Origin of the sequence: Pseudomonas sp. gcc21, from assembly GCF_012844345.1 — a bacterium.
Lineage (GTDB): Bacteria > Pseudomonadota > Gammaproteobacteria > Pseudomonadales > Pseudomonadaceae > Halopseudomonas.
Window position 1 is genome coordinate 3723311 of the sequence record NZ_CP051625.1, and the last position, 26165, is coordinate 3749475.

17 protein-coding genes are annotated in these 26165 nt (G+C 59.7%); 5 read left to right on the forward strand and 12 right to left on the reverse strand.

Annotated elements, in window-relative coordinates; all coding sequences use genetic code 11:
• The first annotated feature begins 361 nt into the window (after positions 1–361).
• The 4 genes from HG264_RS17360 to glgB all read left to right on the forward strand — a co-directional run bounded on the left by HG264_RS17360 (position 362) and on the right by glgB (position 8829).
• The gene (locus tag HG264_RS17360) at positions 362–1216 is read left to right on the forward strand and encodes an SDR family oxidoreductase (protein ID WP_169408774.1); all 855 of its coding nucleotides are present in this window, start codon (positions 362–364) and stop codon (positions 1214–1216) included.
• A gap of 64 nt (positions 1217–1280) precedes the next feature.
• Positions 1281–3296 (forward strand): alpha-1,4-glucan--maltose-1-phosphate maltosyltransferase, encoded by a 2016-nt coding sequence (locus HG264_RS17365; RefSeq protein WP_169408775.1) that lies wholly within the window; start codon positions 1281–1283, stop codon positions 3294–3296.
• Positions 3296–6616 carry a maltose alpha-D-glucosyltransferase gene (treS, locus tag HG264_RS17370; protein WP_169408776.1) on the forward strand — a complete coding sequence of 1107 codons (3321 nt, stop codon included), beginning with the start codon at positions 3296–3298 and terminating at the stop codon, positions 6614–6616. Before HG264_RS17365 ends, treS begins: the two co-directional genes overlap by 1 nt.
• Before the next feature lie 11 nt (positions 6617–6627).
• The gene (glgB, locus tag HG264_RS17375; RefSeq protein WP_256663715.1) at positions 6628–8829 is read left to right on the forward strand and encodes a 1,4-alpha-glucan branching protein GlgB; all 2202 of its coding nucleotides are present in this window, start codon (positions 6628–6630) and stop codon (positions 8827–8829) included.
• Here glgB and HG264_RS17380 read toward each other — a convergent pair.
• The 12 genes from HG264_RS17380 to glgA all read right to left on the reverse strand — a co-directional run bounded on the left by HG264_RS17380 (position 8785) and on the right by glgA (position 25307).
• A complete protein-coding gene (locus HG264_RS17380) occupies positions 8785–9783 on the reverse strand; it encodes a lysylphosphatidylglycerol synthase domain-containing protein (protein ID WP_169408778.1) in 999 nt (332 codons plus the stop codon). The two genes, glgB and HG264_RS17380, sit on opposite strands and share 45 nt — an antisense overlap.
• Before the next feature lie 50 nt (positions 9784–9833).
• On the reverse strand, positions 9834–11069 hold the full coding sequence (gene clsB, locus HG264_RS17385; RefSeq protein WP_169408779.1) for a cardiolipin synthase ClsB: 1236 nt from the start codon (positions 11067–11069) through the stop codon (positions 9834–9836).
• On the reverse strand, positions 11066–11785 hold the full coding sequence (locus HG264_RS17390) for an endonuclease/exonuclease/phosphatase family protein (protein ID WP_169409193.1): 720 nt from the start codon (positions 11783–11785) through the stop codon (positions 11066–11068). The genes clsB and HG264_RS17390 overlap by 4 nt, the downstream gene beginning before the upstream one ends.
• A 65-nt stretch (positions 11786–11850) precedes the next feature.
• Positions 11851–12780, reverse strand: coding sequence for a DUF72 domain-containing protein (locus tag HG264_RS17395; RefSeq protein WP_169408780.1), 930 nt, complete (start codon positions 12778–12780; stop codon positions 11851–11853).
• 29 nt (positions 12781–12809) lie between these two features.
• Positions 12810–12980 carry a hypothetical protein gene (locus HG264_RS17400; RefSeq protein ID WP_169408781.1) on the reverse strand — a complete coding sequence of 57 codons (171 nt, stop codon included), beginning with the start codon at positions 12978–12980 and terminating at the stop codon, positions 12810–12812.
• Positions 12981–13704: 724 nt separating this feature from the next.
• Complete coding sequence (locus tag HG264_RS17405; RefSeq protein ID WP_169408782.1) at positions 13705–14460, reverse strand: PIG-L deacetylase family protein; 756 nt, start codon at positions 14458–14460, stop codon at positions 13705–13707.
• A 58-nt stretch (positions 14461–14518) separates the two neighbouring features.
• Positions 14519–16687: a glycogen debranching protein GlgX gene (gene glgX, locus HG264_RS17410; protein WP_169408783.1), complete on the reverse strand. Its 2169-nt coding sequence runs from the start codon at positions 16685–16687 to the stop codon at positions 14519–14521.
• Positions 16688–16722: 35 nt separating this feature from the next.
• Positions 16723–17085 (reverse strand): DUF2934 domain-containing protein, encoded by a 363-nt coding sequence (locus HG264_RS17415; protein WP_169408784.1) that lies wholly within the window; start codon positions 17083–17085, stop codon positions 16723–16725.
• Entirely contained in the window at positions 17082–19892 is a 2811-nt protein-coding gene (locus HG264_RS17420) for a malto-oligosyltrehalose synthase (protein WP_169408785.1), read from the reverse strand. The genes HG264_RS17415 and HG264_RS17420 overlap by 4 nt, the downstream gene beginning before the upstream one ends.
• A gap of 35 nt (positions 19893–19927) precedes the next feature.
• On the reverse strand, positions 19928–22009 hold the full coding sequence (gene malQ, locus HG264_RS17425) for a 4-alpha-glucanotransferase (protein WP_169408786.1): 2082 nt from the start codon (positions 22007–22009) through the stop codon (positions 19928–19930).
• Positions 22006–23757 (reverse strand): malto-oligosyltrehalose trehalohydrolase, encoded by a 1752-nt coding sequence (gene treZ / locus HG264_RS17430; protein ID WP_169408787.1) that lies wholly within the window; start codon positions 23755–23757, stop codon positions 22006–22008. Before treZ ends, malQ begins: the two co-directional genes overlap by 4 nt.
• On the reverse strand, positions 23757–25307 hold the full coding sequence (gene glgA / locus HG264_RS17435; protein WP_169408788.1) for a glycogen synthase GlgA: 1551 nt from the start codon (positions 25305–25307) through the stop codon (positions 23757–23759). The genes treZ and glgA overlap by 1 nt, the downstream gene beginning before the upstream one ends.
• Before the next feature lie 302 nt (positions 25308–25609).
• Between glgA and HG264_RS17440 the strand changes: the two genes are divergently transcribed.
• The gene (locus tag HG264_RS17440; protein ID WP_169408789.1) at positions 25610–26098 is read left to right on the forward strand and encodes a CinA family protein; all 489 of its coding nucleotides are present in this window, start codon (positions 25610–25612) and stop codon (positions 26096–26098) included.
• The last annotated feature ends 67 nt before the right edge of the window (positions 26099–26165 follow it).

Genomic DNA, 26165 nt, shown 5'->3' on the forward strand with positions numbered 1-26165 from the left:
GGACGCCCTCGCGGCGAGGACGCCCCTCCGACAACGATCAGTGCCCGCCAGCTATACCGAGTTGAGCCTGCTCAAGAGTTCTGGCTTGCACACACCCGTGGGAATGTCGCCCTCGGCACGACGCTGGCCGACAGGCCAGTCAACGCAGATTGCACCTGAACCCCGTGGCCTTTGTGGCCCGTTGCGGCGATAAGGCTTCCCGCAACACCGCGGCAAGTCCAGCCCACCCGAAGCAATCTACCTGGCGAGGTATTCCCGCCCCATTCCACCCGCTGTTCAGCAATCCGCCCCGATTGACTGGAACCAATGTTTCCGCAGTTCTGTCGGAACATACACGTGGTTCACACCTTCGGAGGTCATCATGTCCGAGCAAACGCTCCCCCCCCAACATCAGGAGCATCGCCCCGGCAAAGAGGGCGAGATGCATCCGGAACCCATCTATATTTCTGATCACTACAAGGCGGCCGGCAAGCTGGAGGGCAAGGTTGCGATCGTGACTGGCGCCGACAGCGGGATCGGGCGTGCGGTGGCGGTGCATTTTGCCCGTGAAGGAGCCGACATCGTCATGCTGTATCTCGAAGAGCATGCCGACGCCGAGCACACCCGCAAGGAGGTCGAAAAGGCGGGGCGCAAGGTAAAAGTGTACGCCGGCGATGTGGCCGAAGAAGCGCTATGCCGCAAAGTGGTGGAGGAGACGGTCGCCGAGTGGGGCCAGATTCACGTGTTGGTCAACAATGCCGGCGAACAGCACCCGCGCAAGAATCTGGAAGAGATCCCGCAGGAACAATGGGAGAAGACTTTCCGTACCAATATTTTCGGCATGTTCCAGCTGACCAAGATCGCCTTGCCGCATATGCAGTCCGGTGCGTCCATCATCAACACCACCTCGGTCACGGCTTACAAGGGCAGCCCGATGCTGCTTGATTATTCCTCGACCAAGGGTGCCATCACCGCATTCACTCGCTCTCTTTCGATGAATGTGGCGGAACGCGGAATTCGCGTAAATGGGGTAGCCCCAGGTCCGATCTGGACGCCTTTGATTCCCTCGACCTTCGATGCTGAAAGCGTAGAAACCTTTGGTTCCAATACGCCGATGAAGCGCCCCGGTCAGCCCGCCGAACTCGGGCCGGCCTATGTCTACCTAGCCTGTGACGACTCCAGTTATATGAGTGGCCAGGTTCTTCACATCAATGGTGGCAGTGTCGTTAACGGTTGATAACTCAGGCCGTGCCGCCCGACTTTCCATCGCCCGGCCAGCCGGGCACAAGGAGCCTAAACAGATGTCGTCTGAACATACCAACGAGCATTCGAATGGTGCTGTTCTATCCCTGGATGACGCGGTCCGGCTTCCGCGCATCGCTATCGAAAGGGTGCAGCCGCAAGTTGAGGCGGGTCGGTTCGCGGCCAAGGCTATTCAGGGCAGGCCGGTAGAGGTCTCCGCTGTGGTGTTTTCCGATGGTCACGACAAACTCGGCGGGCGCCTGATCTGGCGCTCGATCCGGAATGAGAGCTGGCAGCGTGTGCCACTGGAATTTGTCGCCAACGATGTGTGGCGAGCCCGATTCGTTCCTGATCAGCTGGGACGCATGGAGTTCGCCATTGAAGCTTGGGTGGATACCTACGCAACCTATTGTGACGAGCTGAAGAAGAAGTTCGCCGCCGGAGTGCCCGTCTCGCTGGAGCTGGAGGAGGGCGAGCAGTTGCTGCGTGAGGTCAAACAGCAGGCGTCATCCGAGCTAGCCGATGTGCTTGACCAGGTGCTGCGTCAGCTGGCCGAGGCGACAGCGCTGGATGACAAGGTGAACGTGCTGCTGGCGCCGCAAACCGTCGAGGCGGTGATTGCCAGCGAATCACACCCGCACAAGGTGCGCAGCGCTGCCTATCCGGTGGAGGTGGACCGCCGTGCGGCAGAGTTTGCCAGCTGGTACGAGCTTTTCCCCCGCTCGGTAACAGATAGTCCCGAGCGTCACGGCACCTTTCGTGATGTGATCGAGCGGCTGCCGGACATCGCCGCGATGAATTTCGATGTGCTGTATTTCCCGCCGATTCACCCGATCGGCCGTACGCATCGTAAAGGGCCGAATAATTCGCTGATTGCCGGCGAGAATGATCCGGGTAGCCCCTACGCCATCGGTAGTCACGAAGGCGGGCACGAAGCGATACATCCGCAGCTGGGCACGTTCGAGGATTTTCGCGCTCTGGTCGAAGCGGCTCAGGCGCATAAGCTTGAGATCGCGCTGGATTTCGCCATCCAGTGTTCACCTGATCATCCCTGGCTTCAGGAGCATCCCGGTTGGTTCAGTTGGCGGCCGGACGGCACTATCCGCCACGCGGAAAACCCGCCGAAAAAGTACGAAGACATCGTCAACGTCGACTTCTACGCTGATGATGCCGTCCCGTCATTGTGGGTCGCGTTGCGTGACGTGGTGATGGGCTGGGTCGAGCTGGGCGTGAAAATGTTCCGGGTCGACAACCCGCACACCAAGCCCATGCCTTTCTGGGAATGGCTGATAGCGGATATCCGCGACAGCCATCCCGACGTGATTTTCCTTTCAGAAGCCTTTACCCGGCCACCCATGATGGCTCGCCTGGGCAAGCTGGGCTTCAGTCAGAGCTACACCTATTTCACCTGGCGCAACACCAAGCAGGAGCTGCAGACATTTTTTACCGAACTTAACCAGCAGCCCTGGCGCGATTGCTACCGGCCGAATTTCTTCGTCAACACGCCGGACATCAATCCCTACTTTTTGCATGAATCCGGTCGAGCGGGTTTTCTGATCCGGGCGGCACTGGCGACCATGGGGGCAGGCTCATGGGGTATGTATTCAGGCTTCGAGATATGCGAAGCAGCTCCGGTATTGGGCAAGGAGGAATACCTCGACTCGGAGAAATACGAGATCCGACCGCGTGATTACTACGCACCGGGCAACATCGTTGCAGAGATCACCCACCTCAACCGTATCCGACGCGCCAATCCGGCGCTGCAGACTCACCTGGGTTTCCAGGCCTACACCGTCTGGAATGACAACATCCTGTATTTCGGCAAACGTACCGAGGATCGGCAGAATTTCGTGCTGGTGGCCATCAGTATGGATCCACACAACGCCCAGGAGGCGCATTTCGAGCTGCCGTTGTGGGAGTTCGGCTTGCCGGATGATGCCGAGATGGTCGGCGAAGACCTTATGACCGGTCATACCTGGACCTGGTATGGCAAGACCCAGTGGATGCGGATCGAGCCATGGGCGCAGCCCTTCGGTATCTGGCGTCTGCGGCCGTTACATCAGAGAGACCAATAATGCCAAAAAAACAACGTAGCGCTGCCTTCATCGATGATCCGCTCTGGTACAAAGATGCGGTCATATACCAGGTGCACGTCAAATCGTTTTTCGATTCCAACAATGATGGTATTGGTGACTTCCAGGGCTTGATCGCCAAGCTCGATTACATCGCTGATCTGGGCGTGAACACCATCTGGTTGCTGCCGTTTTACCCATCACCGCGGCGCGATGATGGCTACGATATTTCCGATTACCGCAAGGTACATCCGGATTATGGCCGCATGGCCGATGCCAAACGCTTCATTGCCGAGGCGCACAAGCGTGGCCTGCGGGTGATCAGCGAACTGGTCATCAATCACACCTCGGACCAGCACCCCTGGTTCCAGCGTGCCCGCCGGGCCAAGCCGGGATCAGCGGCGCGCAATTACTATGTGTGGTCCGATACGGATGAAAAGTACGATGGCACCCGCATAATCTTCCTCGATACCGAGACGTCAAACTGGACCTGGGACCCGGTCGCCGGGCAATACTTCTGGCACCGTTTCTACTCGCATCAGCCAGACCTGAATTTTGATAATCCGCAGGTGCTCAAGGAGGTGCTATCGGTCATGCGCTTCTGGCTGGACCTGGGGGTCGACGGTCTGCGCCTCGACGCCATCCCCTACCTGATCGAGCGCGACGGGACCAATAACGAGAACCTGCCAGAAACCCACGTGGTGCTGAAAAAGATCCGCGCCGAGCTGGATCGCCTGTACCCGGACCGTATGTTGCTGGCCGAGGCTAACCAGTGGCCGGAAGACACCCAGATGTACTTCGGCGGCAACGAGGAAGGCCTCGGTGACGAATGCCATATGGCATTCCATTTCCCGCTGATGCCGCGCATGTATATGGCGATTGCCCAGGAGGATCGCTTCCCGATCACCGATATTCTGCGCCAGACGCCGGATATCCCCTCTAACTGTCAATGGGCGATTTTTCTGCGTAACCATGACGAGCTCACGCTGGAAATGGTGACCGATCGCGAGCGTGATTACCTGTGGAATTACTACGCCGCCGATCGCCGGGCGCGTATCAATCTCGGCATTCGTCGCCGGCTCGCGCCGCTCGTAGAGCGTGATCGTCGACGCATCGAACTGCTTAATAGCCTGCTGCTGTCGATGCCCGGCACGCCGACGCTGTATTACGGTGATGAGCTGGGCATGGGCGATAACATCTTCATCGGCGATCGCGATGGCGTGCGCACGCCCATGCAATGGTCAGCCGACCGGAACGGCGGTTTTTCCCGGGCTGACCCCGCCAGTCTCGTATTACCGCCGATTCAGGATCCGTTGTATGGCTACCAGACCATCAACGTCGAAGCGCAGTCGGCAGATCCGCACTCCTTGCTTAACTGGACGCGGCGCATGCTCGCGGTGCGTAAACAGCAGAAGGCCTTCGGCCGTGGCACGCTGAAAATGCTGGCGCCGCCAAACCGGCGCATTCTCGCTTATCTGCGCGAATACACGGATGAACAAGGGCAGACCGATACCATCCTCTGCGTGGCCAACGTATCCCGCGCAGCCCAGGCGGTCGAGCTCGATCTCAGCCAGTATGTCGGCAAGGTGCCGGTGGAGATGATCGGCGGCAGCGCCTTTCCGCCTATCGGCCAGCTCAGTTATCTGCTGACGCTGCCGCCCTATGGTTTCTATTGGTTTCTGCTGGCCGAGCAGACGCAGATGCCCAGCTGGCATATCGAACCTCCAGAGAGGATGCCCGAAATGGCGACCCTGGTGCTGAAGCGTCAACTGCAGGAAGTGCTCGATGAGCAACCGCTGAAAATCCTCGAGAAAGAGACGCTGCCGGCTTATCTGCCCAAGCGTCGCTGGTTTGCCGGGGCGGGCACACGGCAGCCCAAGACGCGCATCCTGTATGCGGTTCCCTTTGGCGATACTGCCCATCCGGCGTTGCTTAGCGAGGTAGAGGTCAAGACCGGCGATCACGTTGATTATTACCAGCTGCCGCTGGGCTTCATCGGTGAGGACGATACCAGCGTATTGTCCGAACATTTGGCGATGGCGCGTATCCGTCGCGGGCGCCAGGTCGGGCTGCTGACTGATGCCTTTACTATGGAGAGCTTCATCCGGGCATTGATTACGCAACTGCGTGACGGGCGATCGGTCGAGACCGAGCGCGGTGCCTTGGCGTTCCAGGGCAGTGAAGCCTTGTCGTCGATGGAAATCGAGGAGGATATCGATGTCAGGTATCTGTCCGCCGAGCAGTCCAACAGCTCGGTTATTCTGGGCGGCAGGATGGTGCTCAAGCTGATCCGTCACCTGCACGCAGGGATACATCCGGAGCTGGAGATGGGTGCCTATCTGACCGATCACGGCTTCGAGAATTGCGCACCGATGTTGGGTCAGGTCACCCGCACTGATCCGTCGGGTGAATCCTATGCGCTCATGGTTCTGCAGGGTTATCTGGACAACCAGGGCGATGCCTGGGAATGGACGCTGGTCACCCTCGACCGGGCCATCCGCGACCAGATGGCCGGCGGCCTGTCGCAGCACGAGAACCAGTACAGCGCTCTGGCCGAACTGGAAGAGTTTTCCGCAGCGTTGGGTCAGCGGCTGGGTGAAATGCACGTTGCGTTGTCTTCTCCCACGGACAACCCTGATTTCGCCTCCGAGCCGACCCGCGAAGAGGACGCCCAGGGTTGGGCACACAGTATCCGTCAGCAGCTCCAGTCTGCGCTGGATGCACTCGAAGGCAGCCGGGCTCAGCTGGAAGAGGAAGATGCCAAGCTCGTTACGACATTGCAAAAGCAGCGGCAGCGTCTCGAACAGAAGATCGATAAGCTGGCAGCGAAAGCGGTCGGCGGGCTGCGTTTCAGAGTGCACGGTGACTTGCACCTGGGTCAGGTCCTGGTGGTCAAGGGCGACGCTTATCTCATCGACTTCGAAGGGGAACCGTCCCGCCCATTGCTGGAACGTCGCGCCAAGCTCAGCCCTTACAAGGATGTCACCGGCGTGCTGCGCTCGATCGATTACGCTGTCGCCATGGCCTGTCTGAATGCTCAGAGCACCGACAGCTCCGACGAAGCCGAGCAGAGCCGCGAGGAGATCGTCCGCGACTACCGGAACAGATCGACCGCCGCCTTCCTGCAGGCCTATCGGCAGGCTGCAGCGGAGATCGCGCATGACTGGGCCGACCCCGATGGCGAAAACGCAGCGCTAACCTTGTTCAGTCTGGAAAAGGCTGCCTACGAAATTCTTTACGAAACAGAGCATCGACCAACCTGGATCAGCGTTCCGCTCAATGGTCTGGCCGAGCTCGTTCAGCAGCTTGAGGACGATCTATGATGGATAGCCAAATGTCCGATGACGATCTTCGTCTGGCGGAAGTTGATACCCAGGCGCTGGTACGGGCTGAACACTGGAACCCCTTCGCGGTGCTCGGCCCACACGAGATAAACGGGCAGACAGTGGTGCGCAGTTATCTGCCCAACGCATTGAGCGCCGAGCTGATCGACGCCCAGAGCGGCGATGTACTGGGGCAGATGGAACAGCCGCAGGTTCCAGGGCTGTTCGTTGGGCGCCTGCCTGATCGGCGGGCATACCGGCTGCGCATTCGCTGGGCCAGCGGTATTCAGGAGACCGAGGATCCGTACAGCTTCGGCTTGCTGCTCGGCGAGATGGACATGTATCTGTTCTCCGAAGGCAACCACCGGGATCTCGGCCACTGTTTTGGTGCACAGGTAATGACTATCGGCGGCGTCGATGGGGTCCGCTTTGCGGTATGGGCCCCCAATGCCCGCCGGGTGTCGGTGGTCGGCCCGTTCAATAGCTGGGATGGACGTCGCCATCTGATGCGCCAGCGGCACCCGTCCGGCGTCTGGGAACTGTTTATTCCGCGCTTGCAGCCAGGCGAGGTCTATAAATACGAAATACTCGGTCAGCACGGCATTCTGCCACTGCGTGCGGACCCGGTTGCCTTGGCTACCGAGGCGCCGCCTGCCACGGGCTCGAAGGTTGCCGAACCGCTGCGGCATAACTGGCAGGATCAGCAATGGATGGCGCAGCGGCCTGAACGTCAATCGCATTCTGCACCGATGTCCATTTACGAGCTGCACGCCGGCTCCTGGCAGCGTGAGGACGGCGATGGGCGTTTTTACACCTGGCACGAACTCGCCGAGCGCCTGATCCCCTATATCAAGGATCTGGGATTTACCCATATTGAGCTGATGCCGATCATGGAGCATCCCTTCGGCGGCTCCTGGGGGTATCAACTTCTATCGCAGTTCGCACCGACTGCGCGGTACGGCTCGCCACAGGATTTCGCTGCCTTCGTGGATGCCTGCCACTGCGCCGGGATCGGCGTGATCCTTGATTGGGTTCCGGCGCATTTTCCAACCGATGAACACGGCCTGGGCCGTTTCGACGGCACTGCGCTCTATGAATATGAGCATCCCTTCGAGGGCTTTCACCAGGACTGGGATACTTACATCTATAACCTTGGACGAACCGAAGTGCATGGCTTCATGCTGGCTTCCGCGCTGCATTGGTTACGTCAGTTTCATATCGATGCGCTGCGCGTGGATGCCGTAGCGTCGATGCTTTACCGCGATTATTCACGCAAGGACGGTGAGTGGATCCCGAACAAGTATGGCGGCCGTGAAAACCTTGAGGTGATCGACTTCCTGCGCCATCTCAACGATGTGGTCGGCACCGAGGTGCCTGGCGCGCTGGTGATCGCCGAAGAGTCCACGGCCTTCCCGGGCGTGACCCATCCGACGCGGGAAGGGGGGCTCGGCTTTTCCTATAAATGGAACATGGGCTGGATGCACGACTCGCTGAAATACATGGCTGAGGAAACCGTCCACAGACGTTACCACCATCATCAGCTGACCTTCGGGTTGCTGTATGCCTTTACCGAGCAGTTCATTCTGCCGATTTCCCACGACGAAGTGGTCCACGGCAAAAAATCCCTGCTGGACAAGATGCCCGGCGACCGCTGGCAGAAGTTTGCCAACCTGCGGCTCTACCTGAGCTTCATGTGGACGCATCCCGGTAAGAAGCTGCTGTTCATGGGCTGCGAATTCGGCTCCTGGCGCGAATGGAACCACGACCATGAGTTGGATTGGTATCTGCTGCGTTATCACGAGCACCAGGGCGTCCAGACGCTCATGAAAGAGCTGAATCGCATCTACCGGGAGGAACCGGCCATGCATCAGCTGGATGGCAAGGAAGCGGGTTTTCAGTGGCTGATCGGGGATGACGAAAGCAACAGCGTCTATGCCTGGCTGCGTAAGGGCGAAGCGGGCGTGCCCTTGCTGGTGGTGCATAACTTTACGCCGGTGCCGCGCAACAACTACCGGATCGGCGTGCCGTTGGAAGGAGCCTGGACAGTGCTGCTCAACAGTGACGGCGAGCAGTATGCGGGCTCAAACGCCGGCTGCGCCACGGAGACCATGACCGAAGATCAGGTCGCCCATGGTCAGCCTGTGTCACTGGTACTGGATCTTCCGCCGTTAGGCACGCTGATCCTGCGTCCGCAGTCGGGCGACATCGTCTGACGACTCTGCACCCTGCGGGTCGGGCTCGTCAGTCCCGGCCTGCTTGCGCAGGGTTTTGGCGCGTTTCTCGATTACCAGATACATGATCAGCGCGATGGATAACGGGAATAGAAAGTAGATAGCCCGGTAACCGATCAGCGCCGCCAGCAGGGTGCCTGCCGGGATCTGGTGCTGAAGCAGCGCCAGAAAGACCGCCTCCAGTACGCCCAGTCCGGCCGGAATGTGCGTCACCACCCCGGCAATACTGCTCACCATCAGAATGCCCAGAATGGACGGAAAGAACGCTTCTTCGGGCAGCAACATATAGATCAGAGCCGCCATCAGCGACCAGTTGACCGCACCGAGCGTGGCTTGCATCAACGCGAGACGAAGCGAAGGAAGTTCGATCTCGTGGTCACGCCATTTCCAGGTGCGTTTGGATGAAAACCGGCAGGCCAGAAGGTATGCCAGCGACACTGCCAGCAAGGCGAAGCCGATCAGCTGCAGGGTCGTGGTGCCGATGGCCCAGTTCTCTGGCAGCTCCATAAGGCGCAGCGAGAACACCGAGCCGGCAAGGATCATGTAACCCACCCAATTGGCCAGCAGGCTGATGCTCAGCACGCGCGTTACCGTCGCAACACTCAATCCCAGTCTGGAATAAAGCCGATAGCGCAAGGCGATACCTCCCACCCAGGCGCCAAGATTGAGATTGAAGGCATAGCAGACAAAGGCCGTCGGCAGCACTTGCGTGACTTTAAGTTTGTGCCCGGTGTAATAGCGCCCGAGCAGATCGTAGCTGCTGAACACCAGATAGCTGACCAGCGTGATACCGGCACCTGCCAGCAGCGTGGGCAGGCTATAGCTCTGCAGGGCGTCCTTTACTTCCTGCCATTCGACATTCTTGATCATGTTGAACAACAGAACCGGGATCACGATGAAAAAGAACAGGGTGACCCCGCGTTTCAGCCAGGTCATTCTACGGGCGCGTTTATCGTTCTTCGGCGATGCTTCAGAGTGGTTTTTCTTCACGATGACTTCTCTTGGCCGCAGGCTATCTCCGGGGTTGTGGCGTCCGTATCGACCGGCGTGATTTCGTCCGTAACAGGTTGCAATCGAGGGGTATGCGCTGGCAGCCAACCGATGATGGCCGGAAAATGACGAAGGAAGTGGAAGCTGGCTGAAATCAGCGGAGCCCGCCACCAGTAGCCCCTCGCTGCGATTTTCAGGGTGACCGGCTGACATTTGCTGTTACCCAGTTCAACCAGGTGCTCGTAAAGCTGCTGGTTCAGGTCAGCATCGCGAATGAACAGGTTCCCCTCTAGGTTCAGCGACAGGCTCAGCGGATCAAGATTGCTGGAGCCGACGGTGCACCATTCCTTGTCGACCAGTGCGATCTTGGCGTGAAGCGGGCGCTCGCAATATTCGTGGATGACAACACCGTCGCGCAGCAGATAGTTGTATAACAACACCGACAACGCACGTACCCACGCCCGGTCCGGTTGACCTTGCAGGATCAGCGTGACTTTCACCCCGCGCCGCGCCGCATTGCGCAACTCTCGCAAAATCCGATAGCCGGGGAAAAAATAGGCGTTGGCCAACAGCAGCCGGAAATTAGCCGACCGTATAGCGCGTATGTACTGCTCTTCGATGTCGTTGCGGTGGGTCTGGTTATCGCGAATCGACAGCAGAATACGCGCGTTACCGGCGCGTTCCGTAACGGGCTTGATCGCCGGCAGCGCCTCGGTGACCGGGCTGTGCTTGAGGATCGCCCGGCTGGCGCGATGCAAGTCGGCCACGATCGGTCCGCGTACCTGCACGGCATAATCCTGCTTGGCGAGCGGACCGAAATCGGCCAGATGGTCGGCACCGAAATTGATGCCACCGACAAAACCGATCTCCGCATCGATAACGATAATCTTGCGGTGTAACCGGCGGAACAGATTGGTGCGCATGCCTAGCAGGCGCGGGCGCGGATCAAACATCTGCATGACAATACCGGCTGCGGCGAGCTCGGCAATATAGTCCCTGCTCAGTTCTGCAGTACCGTAACCGTCGACGATCATCTCCACGTGAACGCCACGGGAAGCAGCCTCGATCAGCGCTTCCTTCAGATCCCGCCCTACCTTGTCATCAAAAACGATGAAGGTTTCGAGCAGTATTTCCCTGCGGGCGGCGCGAATGCACTCGAAAACCCGGGGGAAGAATTCCTCGCCGTTGATCAGCAGCTCGACGTCATTGCCTTCCTGCCAGTTGAATCTCATAGTCGTACCTCGACAACCAGGGGAGCATGGTCTGATAAATGAGACCACGGCCGTTGTGAAAGTACTGCAGGCGCATGGGTCGTTGCGTTGCGTACGTAAATGCGGTCCAGACGCAGCAGTGGCAAGCGCGCCGGAAAACTTCTGGCGGGTTTGCCGAAGGCGTTGACGAAGGCTTCGGTCATGCCGCATTCGTTCAGGATGCGGTCGGCGCGCAGTCGCCAGTCGTTGAAGTCCCCGGCGACGATGACCGCTTCATTCGCCGGCAGGCTTTCGATGAAGTCACGCAAGCTGCGCAGTTGTTCGTCCCGGTGCGTTTCACGCAGGCCAAGGTGCACGCAGATGGCATGCACGTCGCGCTGGCCCGGTACGTCCAGGATCGAATGCAGCATGCCGCGTTCCTCGGTGCCGCTGATACTGACGTCGAGATTGTCGTAACGCAGGATCGGGAACTTGGACAGCAGCGCGTTACCGTGGTCACCGTCCGGGTAGACCGCGTTGCGCCCGTAGGCGAAATCCGGCCACATGGTATCGGCGAGAAATTCGTATTGCGGCGTATCGGGCCAGTTCTGCCAGCGTTCGGCGTGTACCCGGTGCGCGCCTATCACTTCCTGCATGAATACGACATCAGCCGATGTCGTGTTAACCGCGTCGCGCAGCTCCGGCAAAATGAAGCGCCGGTTGAAGAAGGTAAAGCCCTTGTGCACGTTCGCGGTCATGATGCGAAGTGAATGGACCGGTGGGGCGAGTTGGGTTTTGGCGTGGGCGGAATAAGACGCTTCGGTCACTGCTTGGCTCCCTTGCCTTCGTCCGGCAGTTGCCCCGGTACGACTTCGAGTTTCTTCGCCCGGCCCAGCTTTTCCAGCAACTGGCGGGCATCGTAGGGGGCGCGGACTTTAATATCGTTGTCGAAATAACAGTACAGATCACACGCGTGTTCGGCTGTGTCGCGATGGGGGGCGATGAGCGTGGCATCCCTCGGCTGGCGGCCTTTGACCCATAGCTTTATACGTTTCTTCCAACGTTCGAGCGCTTCGTCGGAGTAGCCACTGCTGTACAGCTCCTTGTCACCGTGCAGGCGAATGTAGACAAAGTCGCTGGTCACGTCCTCGTGATAGGGCCATTTGCCCGCGGTGTCAGCGACCACCAGTGCGATTTTCTGGCTGTGTAGCAGCTCGACGAAATCCTCATCGAGCCCCTTCGGATTACGAATCTCAACGGCATGGCGCATGCGGCGTTTCGCGCCGATGTCCAGATAACCCGGTTTTTTCAAGCGTTCGGCGCAGCCCTTGGCGAGCTTGGCTGCGTCGTCGGTATTGCGCGGCAACAGGTCCAGAAAATCCTTGAATTGCTCCCGGTCGAGTTTGAAGTTCGCAGGAAACTGCCAGAGCATCGGACCGAGTTTGTCACCGAGGTGCAGTGGCCCTGACGCCAGGAAATTCGCCAATGGCTCCTCGATATCGCGGAGCCGTTTGGTGTGAGTGATAAAGCGCGGACCCTTTACACTGAAGACGAAACCCTCAGGTGTTTCCCCGGCCCAGCTGGCATACCGCTCGGGCGTTTGCAGTGCATAGAAGGAGCCATTGATTTCGATGCTGTTGACCGCTCGCGAGGCGTATTCCAGCTCTCGGCGTTGCACCAGCCCCTCAGGGTAGAAATCCCCTCGCCAGGGGCGGTAGCGCCAACCGGAAATCCCGATGCGAATATCGCTCATTCAGCGTCTCTTTACTGCCGATGACGTGTTCAATACTTGGCTGGCGGGTCGCTGGCCGGAAAAGACTCGTCGATCGTCTCGTCAACGCGATCTTCGTCGTCTTCGGGGTTCTCCAGATTCTCTCGTGACCCACGATCCGGATCGGGTAAATCATCAGGCCGGATCTCGTCGTCTTTTTCCGGGGACGTAACTGCTTTCATACTGAAACCTCGCGATAAGCTGAACGAACTACATATACAGACCTCTCCTTTTCGGACTTGAGGGCGCGACGACGGTTCAGTTTTTTTGTGGCTGCGGCGGCACGCGCTGTCTCGAGTCGTAACCGGCTGGCGTGCCAAGAGATCTCCTGGGCGTCATGCAACGGGGAATTGATTTAACAGATTATCTGGCTGGGTCGGGGTGCTGAACGCACGCCGACTGTCAGGATTACGCAAGACGCCGTGAACCCGTCCCTGGGGGCTTGGTGAAAACATCCTTGTTTTCAACAGTTGCTCCACCCTGAGAGCCGGCGGGCTCGGTCGGGCATCGGCGTGATGTGGAGAATGCGTCCGGTTTGGGTTGTGCTATTTGGCGATTCAATCTTTGCCGCGAAGCGAGGCGACAGGGCTGAGCCGACCGTGCGATGACAGGGATGTCATCGACGAGCTTACACGGACGTACTTGCAGCGTGTCGGCCCACCCCTGCCGTCTCGCGGCAGCTGACTCCGGTAAACCAACCCAGCGAATTGCTTTGAATTTATTTGAATCGGTGGATGTTGCCGCCGACATGGCTGGGGCAGGGCGGCCATCGGCTGTCAGGACTGCGCAAGACGCCGTAAACCCATCACTGGGGGCTCGACGAAAACATCCCTGTTTTCGACACTTGCTCCGCCCTGACAGCCGGCGGGCTTGTTCTGGCATCGGTGTGATGTCTAGATTGAAACCCTAAACAAACACAACCTCGAATGGCTGCTGCATGCGTTCCAGCATGGCAGGGGTCAGTGGGGGTGCGAGACCGGCTTCGGGATCGCCACTGAGTTGACTGGCGAAGGCCTGGATAGCATGTCGTTTGCGCGCCTGGGTCCAGCGATCAAGATGAATCTTGCAGGCGCGTTTCCAGGGAATGCGTGGGTCTTCGGGGCTTGCCCATTGCCAGGCAAAAACCGGTACTTCATGCACCGCACAGCCAATTTCTGCGCCCACCGCCACAGCCGCCTGAGCTACCGCTTGATGATCGCTGTTGCCATCATCGCGCCAAGGGGTGAATACCACATCGGTGGGTCGAAGATAGGTGCGGAGGAATTCAATCAGAGCGGGTTGTCGACCGGCCAGATCCGCGTCGGGAAAGCCACCATGAATCCACTGCAGACGATTCATCGACAATCCCAGGCGCCTCAGGGCTTCGGCACTTTCCTGGGGCCGGATAATACCAAGCCGTTCAGCCGTCCAGAGTTTGGATCCGGGATGGCTGGCGCTGCCATTGGTAATCGAGACCAGCATCAGGTTGCGCTGTTGCCGGGCGAGCAGCTGCAGTAGCCCGCCGCAGCCCAGGATTTCAACGTCCGGGTGGGGTGAAATGATAACCGCGCGCGCATGGGCAGGAACCAACTGCTCGCAAGCGATCACCGGGACCGACGCCATTCGTTCCGAGTTTTTCCACGCGTGCAGCGGCGAGCCATCCCTGGTGATATCAAAGTTCATCGTGTTCCCAGCTCCCTAGGAGAGTCAGCGCTATCAATACCCGAGGCTGGCCGAAGCCTTACCGCTGGTCCTTGTGTTGCAGCTCGAACAGGAGCAATGAACGACTGGTCACTGCAAAGCTGCTGTCAAACTGGTGGTGCTCGATTCGTCTGAGTTCAGGCCTGTTGGTATCAATCAGGCACACCCAGCCAGATCCTTGGGCAACCTCCGGTAGTAAAAAGTTCACTGTCTCGTGGTGCGCATTCATGATCAGCAGCAGCGTGGCATCCTCGCCGCCCCGACGGATCCCCGTCGGTTGGGCTCGGCCGTCCATCAACATGCCGAGGCAGCGGCCGTTTGTGTCATGCCACTGTTCCTCTGACATCTCTTCCCCGTCAGGAGTGAGCCAGGTGACGTCCTTGACCCCGAGGTCCTCGTTATAGTGGCCGACCAGAAAGCGGCCCCGGCGCAGAACCGGGTGCGCCTGGCGCAGGGCAATCAGTCGGCGGGTGAATTTGAGCAATGCGGAGCCTTCGTCATCCAGCTCCCAGTTTATCCAGCCGATTTCGTTATCCTGGCAATAAACGTTGTTGTTGCCGTGTTGAGTCCGCCCGAATTCATCGCCGGCCAGCAGCATGGGTGTGCCCTGCGAGAAAATCAGTGTGGCGAGCATGTTGCGCATCTGGCGCAGACGCAACTCGTTGATTTCCTCATCGTCGGTATAACCTTCCACCCCGTGGTTCCAGGACAGATTGTTGTCGTGACCGTCTTCGTTGTTCTCGCCGTTCGCTTCGTTGTGCTTGTCGTTGTAGGTGACGATATCGCGCAGCGTGAAGCCGTCGTGGGCAGTGATGAAATTGACCGATGCGTTGGGGCGTCTGCCGCGTTGGTTGAAATGGTCGCCCGACGCGGTCAGTCGGCTGGCCAGGTCCGGTAGCTTGCCCTCGTCGCCACGCCAATAGGCGCGCACGTTGTCGCGGAACAGGTCATTCCATTCCGACCAGCCCGGCGGGAATCCACCGACCTGATAACCGCCCGGGCCGCAGTCCCAGGGCTCGGCGATGAGTTTGACCTTGCTCAGCACTGGATCCTGACGGCAGGCGACCAGAAAGCCGTGGCGTTCGTCATATCCGTCGTGGTGGCGGGCGAGGATGGTTGCCAGATCGAAGCGGAAGCCATCCACACGCATTTCAGTGGCCCAGTAGCGTAGCGAGTCGGTAACCATCTGCAGTACACAGGGATGCCCCAGATCCAGCGTGTTGCCGGTGCCGGAATCATTGATGTAATAGCGCTTGTTATCCGGCATCAGGCGGTAGTAACTGGAGTTGTCGATGCCGCGCATGGACAGCGTTGGGCCCATCTCGTTGCCTTCGGCGGTGTGGTTGTACACCACATCAAGTATCACTTCGAGGCCGGCGTTGTGCATGCGCGCGACCATTTCCTTGAATTCGCTGACCTTGCCGCTGGCCAGATAGGGCGCGTGCGGCGCGAAGAAGGCGATGGTGTTGTATCCCCAGAAGTTTGAAAGGCCTTTGTCCTGCAGGTGCGGCTCGTCGACAAAAGCATGCACGGGCAGCAGTTCGACGCTGCTGACCCCGAGCGAGCGGATGTGCTTGATGACTTCGTTGTGCATCAATCCGGAAAAGGTACCGCGCGAAGCATCCGGCACGGCAGGGTGTTGCATGGTGAAACCGCGCACGTTGGTTTCGTAGATGATTGTGCGGTTCCAGGGTATGCGTGGATGGTGCTGGTTGCCCCAGGTGAAGGCCGGGTCGATGACCTTGGCTTTGGGTACGAAGGGGGCGCTGTCACGCTCATCGAAGCTCAGGTCACCGTCTGGCGAGCCGATGGTGTAGCCGAACAATTCGTCGGTCCATTCCAGCTTGCCCACCAACTGCTTGGCATACGGATCAATCAGCAGCTTGTTGTGATTGAACCGGTGCCCGGCCTCCGGATCGTAGGGGCCATAAACACGGTAACCGTAGATAACGCCGGGATGGGCATCGGGCAGATAACCGTGCCAGATCTCGTCGGTATATTCGGGCAGCTCAATGCGTTCCAGTTCAACCTGGCCGCTACTATCGAACAGGCAAAGCTCAACCTTGGTGGCATGTGCCGAGAACAGCGCGAAGTTGACGCCGAGCCCGTCCCATGTCGCGCCAAGAGGGAAGGGCGAGCCCTCTGTGACGCGGGACGTCTGCTTGAATTCGGGCACCAGGGGCGTGGCTTCGTTGTGTTGCCTGCTCATGCGATTACCTCTTCAAATCCTGCCCGGCGGGCAGGTTATTTACTCTTGGGCGTTTTCGGTGTCTTGGTTGCCTTGGGCGTCTTGGGGGCTTTGGGTTCCTTCGCTTCCTTGGTGGTCTTGGCAGCGGAGGAGCGAGGAGCACGGGGTTTTTTTGGTGTGCCCGGGCCAGTGGGTGCGGCGGGCACCTCCACCGGTGCTTCGGCGTCGGGCGTTAGTGTGGCCTCGGTGGGCTTGGTTACCTTGCGATTGCGCACAACGGGCCTTGCCGCTTCCTGATTCTCGGCCTCGACCAGTTTGCGGGCCATTTCCCAATGCCGTTCATGCTTGCCACTGGGCCGGCCTTCGGATTCCCAGATCTGGTAAGCGAAATCGCGGATGCGTTGCTCATCTGCGGTCATAGTAGGAACTCCTGACAATGTGGAGTGGAACAAAGTAGGTTCACCGGGAAGTCAGCCAGCACGTCGGAGAGTGCAATGCTGCCCGCCTCGGATTCGATAGTGCGCTGCGAGAACACGCCGGTCAGGGTATTCTCGCTGAGCGGATTGGGCAGACGAATCCGGGTGTCGCCCCAGCGCTCGGGCGGGATATGCGGCGTGTTGTGATCGGCAAGCAGATCGGATGCGTGCAGGGGCGCGACGATAATCATGTGATCTCCTTCATAGCGTCGCGCGAATGCGATAACACGGTCGGCGTGTTCACCTTCGATCTCCAGCGGAACATAGGCCCCCCGGCTGAATATCTGCGGTTGAGCGCCACGTACAGCCAGAATGCAACGCAGCAGCCACTGTTTGACGCGGCCATCGCGCCAATGTTCCACCAGCTCCTGCTTGTCTGGCAGGTGCTTCAATGCGCTCACTCTGGCATCAAAATCCACCGGGCGCCGGTTATCCGGATCGACCAGGCTGAAGTCCCAGAATTCCGCGCCCTGATAGAGGTCAGGTACGCCTGGCACCGTGCTACGTAGCAGGCTCTGGGTCAGGCTGTTCAGCGCGCCGGCGGGTGAGATCGAGGCGGCGGCGGCAGCAATGTCCTCACACAGCTCGCGGGCGGCGGGATCGGTCAGCAGCCGGGTCAGGAATTCGCGACAGGCGGTCTCATAGGGTTCGTTGGGCACGCTCCAGCTGCTGCGAAGCTTGGCTTCACGCAGGGCTTTCTCCTGCCAGCCGATGAGCCGTTGCATATAGTCATCCATTTTTGCCTGTTCGCCGGGTAGCAGATCCAGCGGCCAGCTGCCCATCAGCGTCTGGTACAGGATGTACTCATCGGCCGGGCTGGGCGCTATGCCATCTGCCAGTTCCTGACGCAACGGAGCGGCCAATGCTCGCCAGTCCTGTACCCGGTGCGCGAACCATTCGGCGCGTTCGCTGAGAACAGCCAGCCGTGCACGTGTGTCCTCGCCACGCTTGTTGTCGTGGGTTGCAGTGGTCAGCATGTTTTCAGGGAAGTGAATCAGCCGATCCAGGCAGGCCTGGTGGAAGCTTTGCAGGGGCGCGCTGAAGTGTTGCGGGTCGTAGCCGACGTCATAACGTGACAACAGCACAGCCGCGCGATAACAGGCGGTGTCCTCGACCGCCTTGGCTGCAGCCGGGGAGGTCAGCTGCTGGAACCGAGCGAGGATTCGCTCGCGCAGCTGGCGTTCATTGCCCGGCGGCAACTCACGCAGTGGCTGTGCGCCAAGCCAGTAATCAAGTTTATCGAGGATGGGCCAGTCCGCTTCGGACAGGGCTTCGCGCGCGCCTTCGTAGGCCTGCTGAAAGAATGCCTGGTCGGTGTGGGAGCGTCCGCACGCGCCAGCGTAGGTCCGATATACCGGGAAATGCGCTACCAGTTCGGTCAGTGCGCGGCGTATCGAACCCAGTGTCAGATCGCGGGTGTCGATATCCTGGCGGGCGATCTGCAGCAGTCCCTGGGCCACGGCTTCAAGGTCTCCGGCGAGGGAACTGGCGAGCACCAGTTTGCGCGCCTCATAGACTTCGACCATGAAATCAGCCGGCCGGCCGCTCAGCTCGGCCCACAACTCCGTGAGCGGGGTTTCGCCCCGGGGGTCGTGTTGCAGGAGCGATATCTGGTTCATGAATTCATAACCGGTGGTGCCATTGACGCCCCAGTCATCGGCCAGGGTTTCGCCTTCGGCGATGATCTTCTCGACATAAATCGGAAACTGCTCGCCGAGCAGGTCAGCCGGACGCCTGTCGAGCAGGCTGTTGACCCGCCGGCGCAACTTGCGGCAGTAAGCGCGTGGGTTGGCCAGCCCGTCTACGTGATCGATGCGCAGCCCGTTGATCCAGCCCTTTTCGATCAGCTCGAAGATCTTGGCGTGGGTCGCCTCGAATACCGCCGTGTTCTCTACCCGCAGGCCGCCCAGCTCGTTGATGTCGAAGAACCGCCGCCAGTTGATATCGTCCGACGCGGTCCGCCAGCTGGCGAGGCGATAATGCTGCCGTTCGAGCAGCTGGTGCAGTTTCTCCTTGCCCTGCGGCGCGTCGGGACTGAATCGTGCCAGCGCCGCTTCGATGGCGTTAAGCGTGTCGGTATTGGCTGACTGGATTGACAGGTCGCGGCGCAACACCCGGGCGGCTTTCCAGGCGCCAGCGGTGTTTTCCAGCTCGGCAAACTTGCCGGACAGGGCGACCAGGGTTGCGTCGTCGCTGGCCTGTAGCACATCGGCGTAGGTCGGTGGATACAAGGGAAAGTGGTGATCGTAGTGGCTGGCATACAGAGCGCCTTCCTTCTGATCGAAATGCAGCTCGATTTCCCCGGAGGCCAGCACCTCGCCGTAGTCCGTGCGCAGAAAGGGCACCAGTAACTGGCCATGCATCAGGGGATCCTGAGACTGCCACTGGATGTCGAAGAATTGCGCGTAATGGCTCATCGGCCCCCATTCCAGCACGTCCAGCCACCAGGGATTGGCATCGCCACCCACCGCCATGTGATTCGACACGATGTCGAGAATCAAGCCCATGCGGTGGTCCCGCAGTTCGTTGACCAGCCGCTCCAGCGCAGCCTCGCCGCCCAGCTCGGGGTTGATACGGGTCGGATCGACGACATCGTAACCGTGCGTCGAGCCGGGTCGGGCGGTGAGGAGAGGAGAGGCGTAGAGGTGGCTGATGCCCAGCCGGGAAAAATACCGGACCAGAGGTACCGCGTCGTCGAGGGTGAAGCCCTTGTGAAATTGCAGTCTTAGCGTCGCCCGCAGATCATTCATGGTGTGCTGTTCCGCTTGATATGTATTGCTTTCGATCAAGGCTTGCTGCTGCGCGAATGCGCCGAGGCGCGAGCAGTCGCCAGGCGTTGCAAGCGGCCCTTGACCTGTTTGTCCTCCAGCATGAGCCGCGCTTGCATTGGCCAGCGCCGGCGCCAGTTGGGATGTTCGTTGCCCGGGCCCGGCAGGTTGGGCTGCTCTTCGCTGGCCATGGCATCTTCAATAGGCAGCAAGGCCAGCGAGGCTGGCGTACTGCCGATAAACTCGATGCTTGCCTCGAGTTTCTTGCTCAGTCCGGCCTCGGTCACATCGAGGCAGCCGGCTTTGGTGAGCGCTGCGGTCAGCGCACGTTTTTCCTTTTCCCGCTCCGGGCGATCCGCCTCGGCCTGCTCGACAGAGCTGTGCCCGGCCTTGAGACGCCAATCGATATCGCGCCCCTTTGACCACCCGCACAAACTGGGCAGATCATGCGTTGTGGTGGTGGCGAGGGCGTCTCTGGGCCATTTGCTGGACGCTATGAACTGGCCCTTGTCCTGCTCGAACAACAGCACGCGCATGCCTAGGATGTTGCGGCTGGCAAGCTCTTCACGCAGTCCCGGCGGGACGGTGCCGAGGTCTTCGCCGATAACCAGCGCCCGGTGACGCCAGGCTTCCAGGGCAATCAGTCGTAACTGATCCTGAAAGGGATAATCGAGATAGGCGCCCTGATCAGGCGAGGCGCCATGCGGAACAATCCACAAACGCTTCAGGCCCATCACATGGTCGATGCGGATGCCCCCGGCATGCGCCAGGTTGGTCTGAAGCATTTCGATAAAAGCGCGAAACCCATTGGCGCGCAGACCGGAGGGCGAGAACGCTGATATGCCCCAGCTCTGGCCTGAACGGTTGAGTATGTCCGGCGGAGCGCCGACGCTGACAGAGGGTAGAAATTCTGCCTGACGCGTCCAGATCTGGCTGCCTGAGCCGTGTGCGCCGACGGCCAGATCGGCGATCAGGCCCAGGCGCATGCCGGCGTCGCAGGCAGATTGCTGGGCGCTGCGCAGGCTACGGTCGATAAGCCACTGGGCGAACACATGAAATCCGACCTCGTCGGCGTGCTCACTGGCGAAACGTTCGACTTCTGCGCTGCGTGGATCGCGAAAGGCTTGCGGCCATTGCCGCCAATCGCCTGACTGGCCGGTGGCAAGCATGTGTTCGTGCAACGCCTCGAAACGGCAATGCTGGGCCAGCGCTTCGCCGCCCTGCTGTTCGAAGCGGGCGAGATCACTCTGCAGTTCGTTCTGGGTGGCGGTGAAGTCGCGATAAAGCTGGCGCAGCAAAGTCAGCCGCACCTGCGACGCGGCTGGCCAGTCGATCAGGTCCAATGCTTCGAGCCGCTGCATTTCCGTTGCCAGACCGCAGGCGTCAATGGCCTGGGCTACCGCTTGTTCCCCCAGCACGCTGGCGGGTGCTGAGTGCAGTATGTTGAAGAACATACGACTGGAGGGAGAATAGGGGCTGTAGTTACCGGTATCGGCACTGAACATCGCGTGAACCGGGCTCATCGCCAGGGTATCGGCGCCGGCAGCGGCAGCACTTCTTGCCAGATCGGACAGGGCTGCGGTATCGCCCAGCCCGCCATCGCCTTCGCGCCTCAGCGAATAGAGCTGGGCGGTAAGCCCCCAGAGGTGCGCATTAGTCCCGCCGGTCAGTTCGTCAATGCTGGGGCAGGCATGGGGTGCGACAGCCAACGTGATGCGCTCGTCGCTGATCTCCAGCCGATGGTAGCCCCAGTCGGTGATAGCCGGCAGCGCCCCTGATGCGTCCAGTTTGCCCTCACGGGATCCGCCGTTCTCCAGGGTGAGGCGAAATGCCGTGCCGGCACCGAAATGCGGGGTCAGCGACAGCGGCTGGCCGGCTTCCACGGTGATCAGGGGAGCCAGTTCCTTGCCGCTCTGCTGGTTTTCCAGATGCGCCAGGCTTTCCCGGATCTGGGCGTCATCCGCAATGGCGTAGCCGAGCGCCTCCAACAGGTTGCGCTGGACTTCGACCGACACCTGATGCTCTTCGTCGAAGGCGTCAGTCCATTCAATGTTGATGCCTGCCGCCCTGGCCAGTTGCGTCAGCAGGGTATCGCTCATGCGGCAGGCTCCAGAGACGCCAGAGCGCTGCGGGGCGCGAGAACACCGGTCTGCGGTTCACCGTTGTAGGCGAACAACACCTGGGCTGTCTCGGCGAGCGGATCGCAGGTCACATAGGCGTCGCTAAGATTGATATCAATGCGCAGCAGGCTGCCGTCGCCCATTTGCCAGGACGCTGACACGGCGTTATCGGCCAGCACGCTGGTACCGGCGAAGCGGGCACCGGCAAGCCGCGGAATGATGTGTCGGTGGCGCAGCTCCAATAACCTGGTATAGAAATCGCGCCAGTGTTGGTATTCGGGCCGGCTGATGGCGACATAGTCGGGACGCGAGGCAGAGAAGGTATCCACCGCGTTGGGATCCGGGATCTTGCGCTCGGGATGTTCGGCGAACAGCGAGAATTCACTGAATTCCTTCTGGCGACCCTCGCGCACTGCCTGGGCCAGCTCTTCGTTATGGTCAGTGAAATATAGAAAGGGTTTCTTCGAGCCCCATTCCTCGCCCATGAATAACAGCGGAACCATCGGCGACAGCAACATCAATGCAACGGAAGCCTTAAGCGTGCTCTCATCGGCCAGTTTTGTCAGGCGTTCGCCAAAGGCGCGGTTACCAATCTGGTCATGGTTTTGCAGAAACAGCACGAAGGACGAAGGCGGCAGATGACCGCTGGGTTCGCCGCGGCTGCTGCCGTGCCGCGAGTCCTCGCCCTGAAAGATAAATCCTTCCCCGAGGCATCGGGACAGCTTCAGCGTCGGCTCTTCAACGAATTCAGCGTAATAACCTTCCTGTTCACCGGTCAGCAAGGTGTGCAATACGTTGTGCGCGTCATCGTTCCACTGGGCGTCGAAGCCGCGTTGCAGCAGGTTGGCCGAGTTGTCTTCGTTTTCCAGAACCAAGTGCACGTGGCGGTCGGGACCGGTTGCCTCGCGTACGCGCTGCGCCAGTTCGATGAGAAAATCCTTCTCGCTGATGGCGTGCACTGCGTCGAGGCGCAGCCCGTCTACGCGGTAGTCGTTGACCCACATCAGCGCGTTTTCGCAGAAAAAGTTCCGCACTTCGGGGCGCCGAAAATCAATCGCCGGCCCCCATGGCGTCTCGATGTCCTGGCGAAAGAAATCGCCGGCATAGTGGCCGAGATAATTCCCGTCAGGGCCGAAATGGTTGTACACCACGTCCACATAGATCATCAGGCCGAGGCCGTGCGCAGCATCGATCAGGCTTTTCAGCTCTTCCGGCGTGCCGTAGGACGAATCGGGCGCGAACGGCAGAACGCCGTCGTAACCCCAATTGCGCGCGCCGGGAAACTCACCCAGCGGCATCAGTTCTATGGCTGTGATACCCAGTTTCTGTAAGTAGGGCAGATAGGCCTGCACGCCCTTGAACCCGCCGAGCAGGCCGACATGCAGCTCGTAGATGATCGTCTCGTGCCACGGTCGCCCTTTCCAATCAACGGTCTGCCAGTTATAGGCGTCGTGGTCGACTACCGAGCTGAAGGCATGGACGTCGCCGAGTTGCGCGCGGGACGCGGGGTCGGGTACGCGCAGGTCCCCGTTTATGATGAAGCGATAACCGGTCCCGGCCGGGCAGGACACCTGGGCCCGGAACCAGCCGTCCGGATTGGATTCGAGGTTATGGATCGCACCGCTGACCAGCTCAACCGACACTTCACGGGCATCCGGAGCCCAGAGACTGAAACGGGTCTCGCCGTTGTCCAGCACCAGTGCGCCGTGGGTGGGCGCGGTTGCCATCAATTCCGCCTCCCGACTTCTGCTGCCAGCGAGCGGGACACGCGTTCGCGGACCAGGCTGCGGTAGAGCTCATCGTAGGGTTTGACCGAGTCGGCCCAATACATCGGAGACATCATGGCGCGACGACGCATGGCATTCATCAGCTCTGGATGCTGGTGAATGTTGATCGCGCGCATGACAGCATCGCGATAGCTCTCGGCAGTGGCGTCGCTGAAAAGGAAGCCGGTTACGCCATCTTCGATGGTGTCTACCAGGCCGCCGGTGCGGTGCGCGATTGGCAGCGAGCCGAAGCGTTGAGCATACATCTGACTGAGGCCGCAGGGCTCGAAGCGCGAAGGCATCAGCAGAAAGTCGCTGCCGGCGAACATCCGCCGAGCGTCCAGCTCGTTGAAGCCGATATTGACTCCGATACGACCTGGGTACTGTTCAGCGAGCTTGACCATATCGACTTCCAGTGCCGGCTCACCGCGACCGATGACGGCGATGCGGCCACCCGCTGCGACAATATCGCCAGCGATGGCGCGGGTCAGGTCGATACCTTTCTGATGTACCAGGCGCGATACCACAACAAACAGCGGGCCGTCGCTGTGGTCGAGCCCGAAAGTCTCTTCGATGTATCGGGCATGTGCAGCCTTGCCTTCCGCTTCAAGGTTGGTAAACCCTTCGATCAGGTGCGGGTCACTGCCCGGTTCCCAGCTACGATCAATGCCGTTGGTGATACCGGTCAGACGCCCCTCGATCGCCCGGCGCCGGAGCAGACCGTCCAGCCCGCAGCCGTCTTCTGCTGTAGTGATCTCGTGGGCGTAGGTCTTGCTGACAGTGGTGATGTGGCTGGAGTAGGCGATACCTGCCTTGAGAAAAGACAACTTGCCGTAAAATTCCAGCCCTTCGGAGACAAAGGCCTGGGACGGAATGCCAAGCTCGGGCAGGCATTCGGCGTCGCACAGGCCCTGATAGGTGAGGTTGTGAATGGTGAACACGCTAGGCGTTCGCTCGCCGCGCAGTGCCATATAAGCGGGCGCTAACGCGGCGGGCCAGTCATTGGCATGCACCAACTGAGGGCACCAGCTGATTCCGGCGTGGCCCGAAGCAAGGTCCGCAGCCGCCAGTCCGAGGCGAGCGAAACGGATATGGTTGTCGGGCCAGTCGCGACCTTGCGCATCGCCGTAGGGGTTGCCTTCACGTTCAAATAGCTCCGGGCAGATGAGTACGTAGACAATCAGCCCGTCCGCCAGATCCATACGTCCGATCCGGCAGGGTGGAATAGCAGCACGGCCCTCCACCTTGCCGACAATTCTGATCGGGTGCCCGCTGTCCATAACCTGGCTATAACCGGGTATCAGAACGCGAATATCGTGAAATTCAGCGAGTGCCCGTGGTAATGAGGACGATACATCTCCAAGCCCCCCCACTTTAATCAAGTCGGAAAACTCCGGCGTTACGAAAAGTACCTTCTTCTTCTGGTTTTGCTGACTTTCCACATGTAAATGTGGCCGGACTTTTACCTGAGCCGGATCGGCGGATCGCACTGTTGAAACAACATTTCCCATACTCCATACCCTCCGGATAAACGTGCGTCTGACGAGGCAGCTCCTGTCTGAGTGCTGTGCACTGGTTCGGTGCGCAGTTCAGACCAAGCCATCCATGGCAGAAGGCCTCTGATCCGCGCGCTATAAGCAAGGGGGGCTGCTGCTGCGAATAAAAAATCCGCTTACTTTGATGACCCGTCTGGGGAGTGTTTAGTTCCGGTTTTGCGGAGCAGTCGACAGAAGGAAACAACCGGAACTTTGGTACTTGCGATTGCCTCTTATTCAGACAGCTCGCTGCGTATTAACAAAGGGGTAGTTCAAATATGCAAAGTGTCAAAGTGGTGATCGATTTCCTTAAATCGCATCAATTGAAACTGGCCACGGCGGAGTCCTGCACGGCGGGCTTGATGGCAACCAAACTGGCCGATATTCCGGGTTGCGGTGCGGTCTTTGAACGGGGCTATGTTGTTTACGCACCGGAAGCCAAGAATGATTGCCTGGGCGTTAGTTTTGACACAATTGATGAGCATGGTCTGACCAGCGAGCCGGTGGCCAGGGAAATGGCCCTTGGCGCCTTGCGTAACAGCAAGTCCAATATGGCGATAGCCGATACCGGCGCTGCGGAAGCCGAGGATGAAGATCTGGACGGTACGGTGTGTTTCGCCTGCGCGCTGATCCTGGACGGTCGCGAGCATGTCGTCAGCGAGACGAAGCAGTTTGACGGTAGCCGTAACCAGGTTCGGGAGCTTGCCGCGCAGCACGGGCTGCTGAAGATTCCGGAGTATTATCGTCAGATGCTTGAGCAGGGTTGAGACACAACCCGATGCGTGCTGGCTGATCTATATCTGCGCGATGGGGGCCAGTTTGCAGGGCCGCCAG

Coding starts and splice junctions, on each gene's coding strand:
- HG264_RS17360 (WP_169408774.1), top strand. CDS start 362: ATGTCCGAGCAAACGCTCCCCCCCCAACATCAGGAGCATCGCCCCGGC.
- HG264_RS17365 (WP_169408775.1), top strand. CDS start 1,281: ATGTCGTCTGAACATACCAACGAGCATTCGAATGGTGCTGTTCTATCC.
- treS (WP_169408776.1), top strand. CDS start 3,296: ATGCCAAAAAAACAACGTAGCGCTGCCTTCATCGATGATCCGCTCTGG.
- glgB (WP_256663715.1), top strand. CDS start 6,628: ATGTCCGATGACGATCTTCGTCTGGCGGAAGTTGATACCCAGGCGCTG.
- HG264_RS17380 (WP_169408778.1), bottom strand. CDS start 9,783: ATGACCTGGCTGAAACGCGGGGTCACCCTGTTCTTTTTCATCGTGATC.
- clsB (WP_169408779.1), bottom strand. CDS start 11,069: ATGAGATTCAACTGGCAGGAAGGCAATGACGTCGAGCTGCTGATCAAC.
- HG264_RS17390 (WP_169409193.1), bottom strand. CDS start 11,785: ATGACCGCGAACGTGCACAAGGGCTTTACCTTCTTCAACCGGCGCTTC.
- HG264_RS17395 (WP_169408780.1), bottom strand. CDS start 12,780: ATGAGCGATATTCGCATCGGGATTTCCGGTTGGCGCTACCGCCCCTGG.
- HG264_RS17400 (WP_169408781.1), bottom strand. CDS start 12,980: ATGAAAGCAGTTACGTCCCCGGAAAAAGACGACGAGATCCGGCCTGAT.
- HG264_RS17405 (WP_169408782.1), bottom strand. CDS start 14,460: ATGAACTTTGATATCACCAGGGATGGCTCGCCGCTGCACGCGTGGAAA.
- glgX (WP_169408783.1), bottom strand. CDS start 16,687: ATGAGCAGGCAACACAACGAAGCCACGCCCCTGGTGCCCGAATTCAAG.
- HG264_RS17415 (WP_169408784.1), bottom strand. CDS start 17,085: ATGACCGCAGATGAGCAACGCATCCGCGATTTCGCTTACCAGATCTGG.
- HG264_RS17420 (WP_169408785.1), bottom strand. CDS start 19,892: ATGAATGATCTGCGGGCGACGCTAAGACTGCAATTTCACAAGGGCTTC.
- malQ (WP_169408786.1), bottom strand. CDS start 22,009: ATGAGCGATACCCTGCTGACGCAACTGGCCAGGGCGGCAGGCATCAAC.
- treZ (WP_169408787.1), bottom strand. CDS start 23,757: ATGGCAACCGCGCCCACCCACGGCGCACTGGTGCTGGACAACGGCGAG.
- glgA (WP_169408788.1), bottom strand. CDS start 25,307: ATGGGAAATGTTGTTTCAACAGTGCGATCCGCCGATCCGGCTCAGGTA.
- HG264_RS17440 (WP_169408789.1), top strand. CDS start 25,610: ATGCAAAGTGTCAAAGTGGTGATCGATTTCCTTAAATCGCATCAATTG.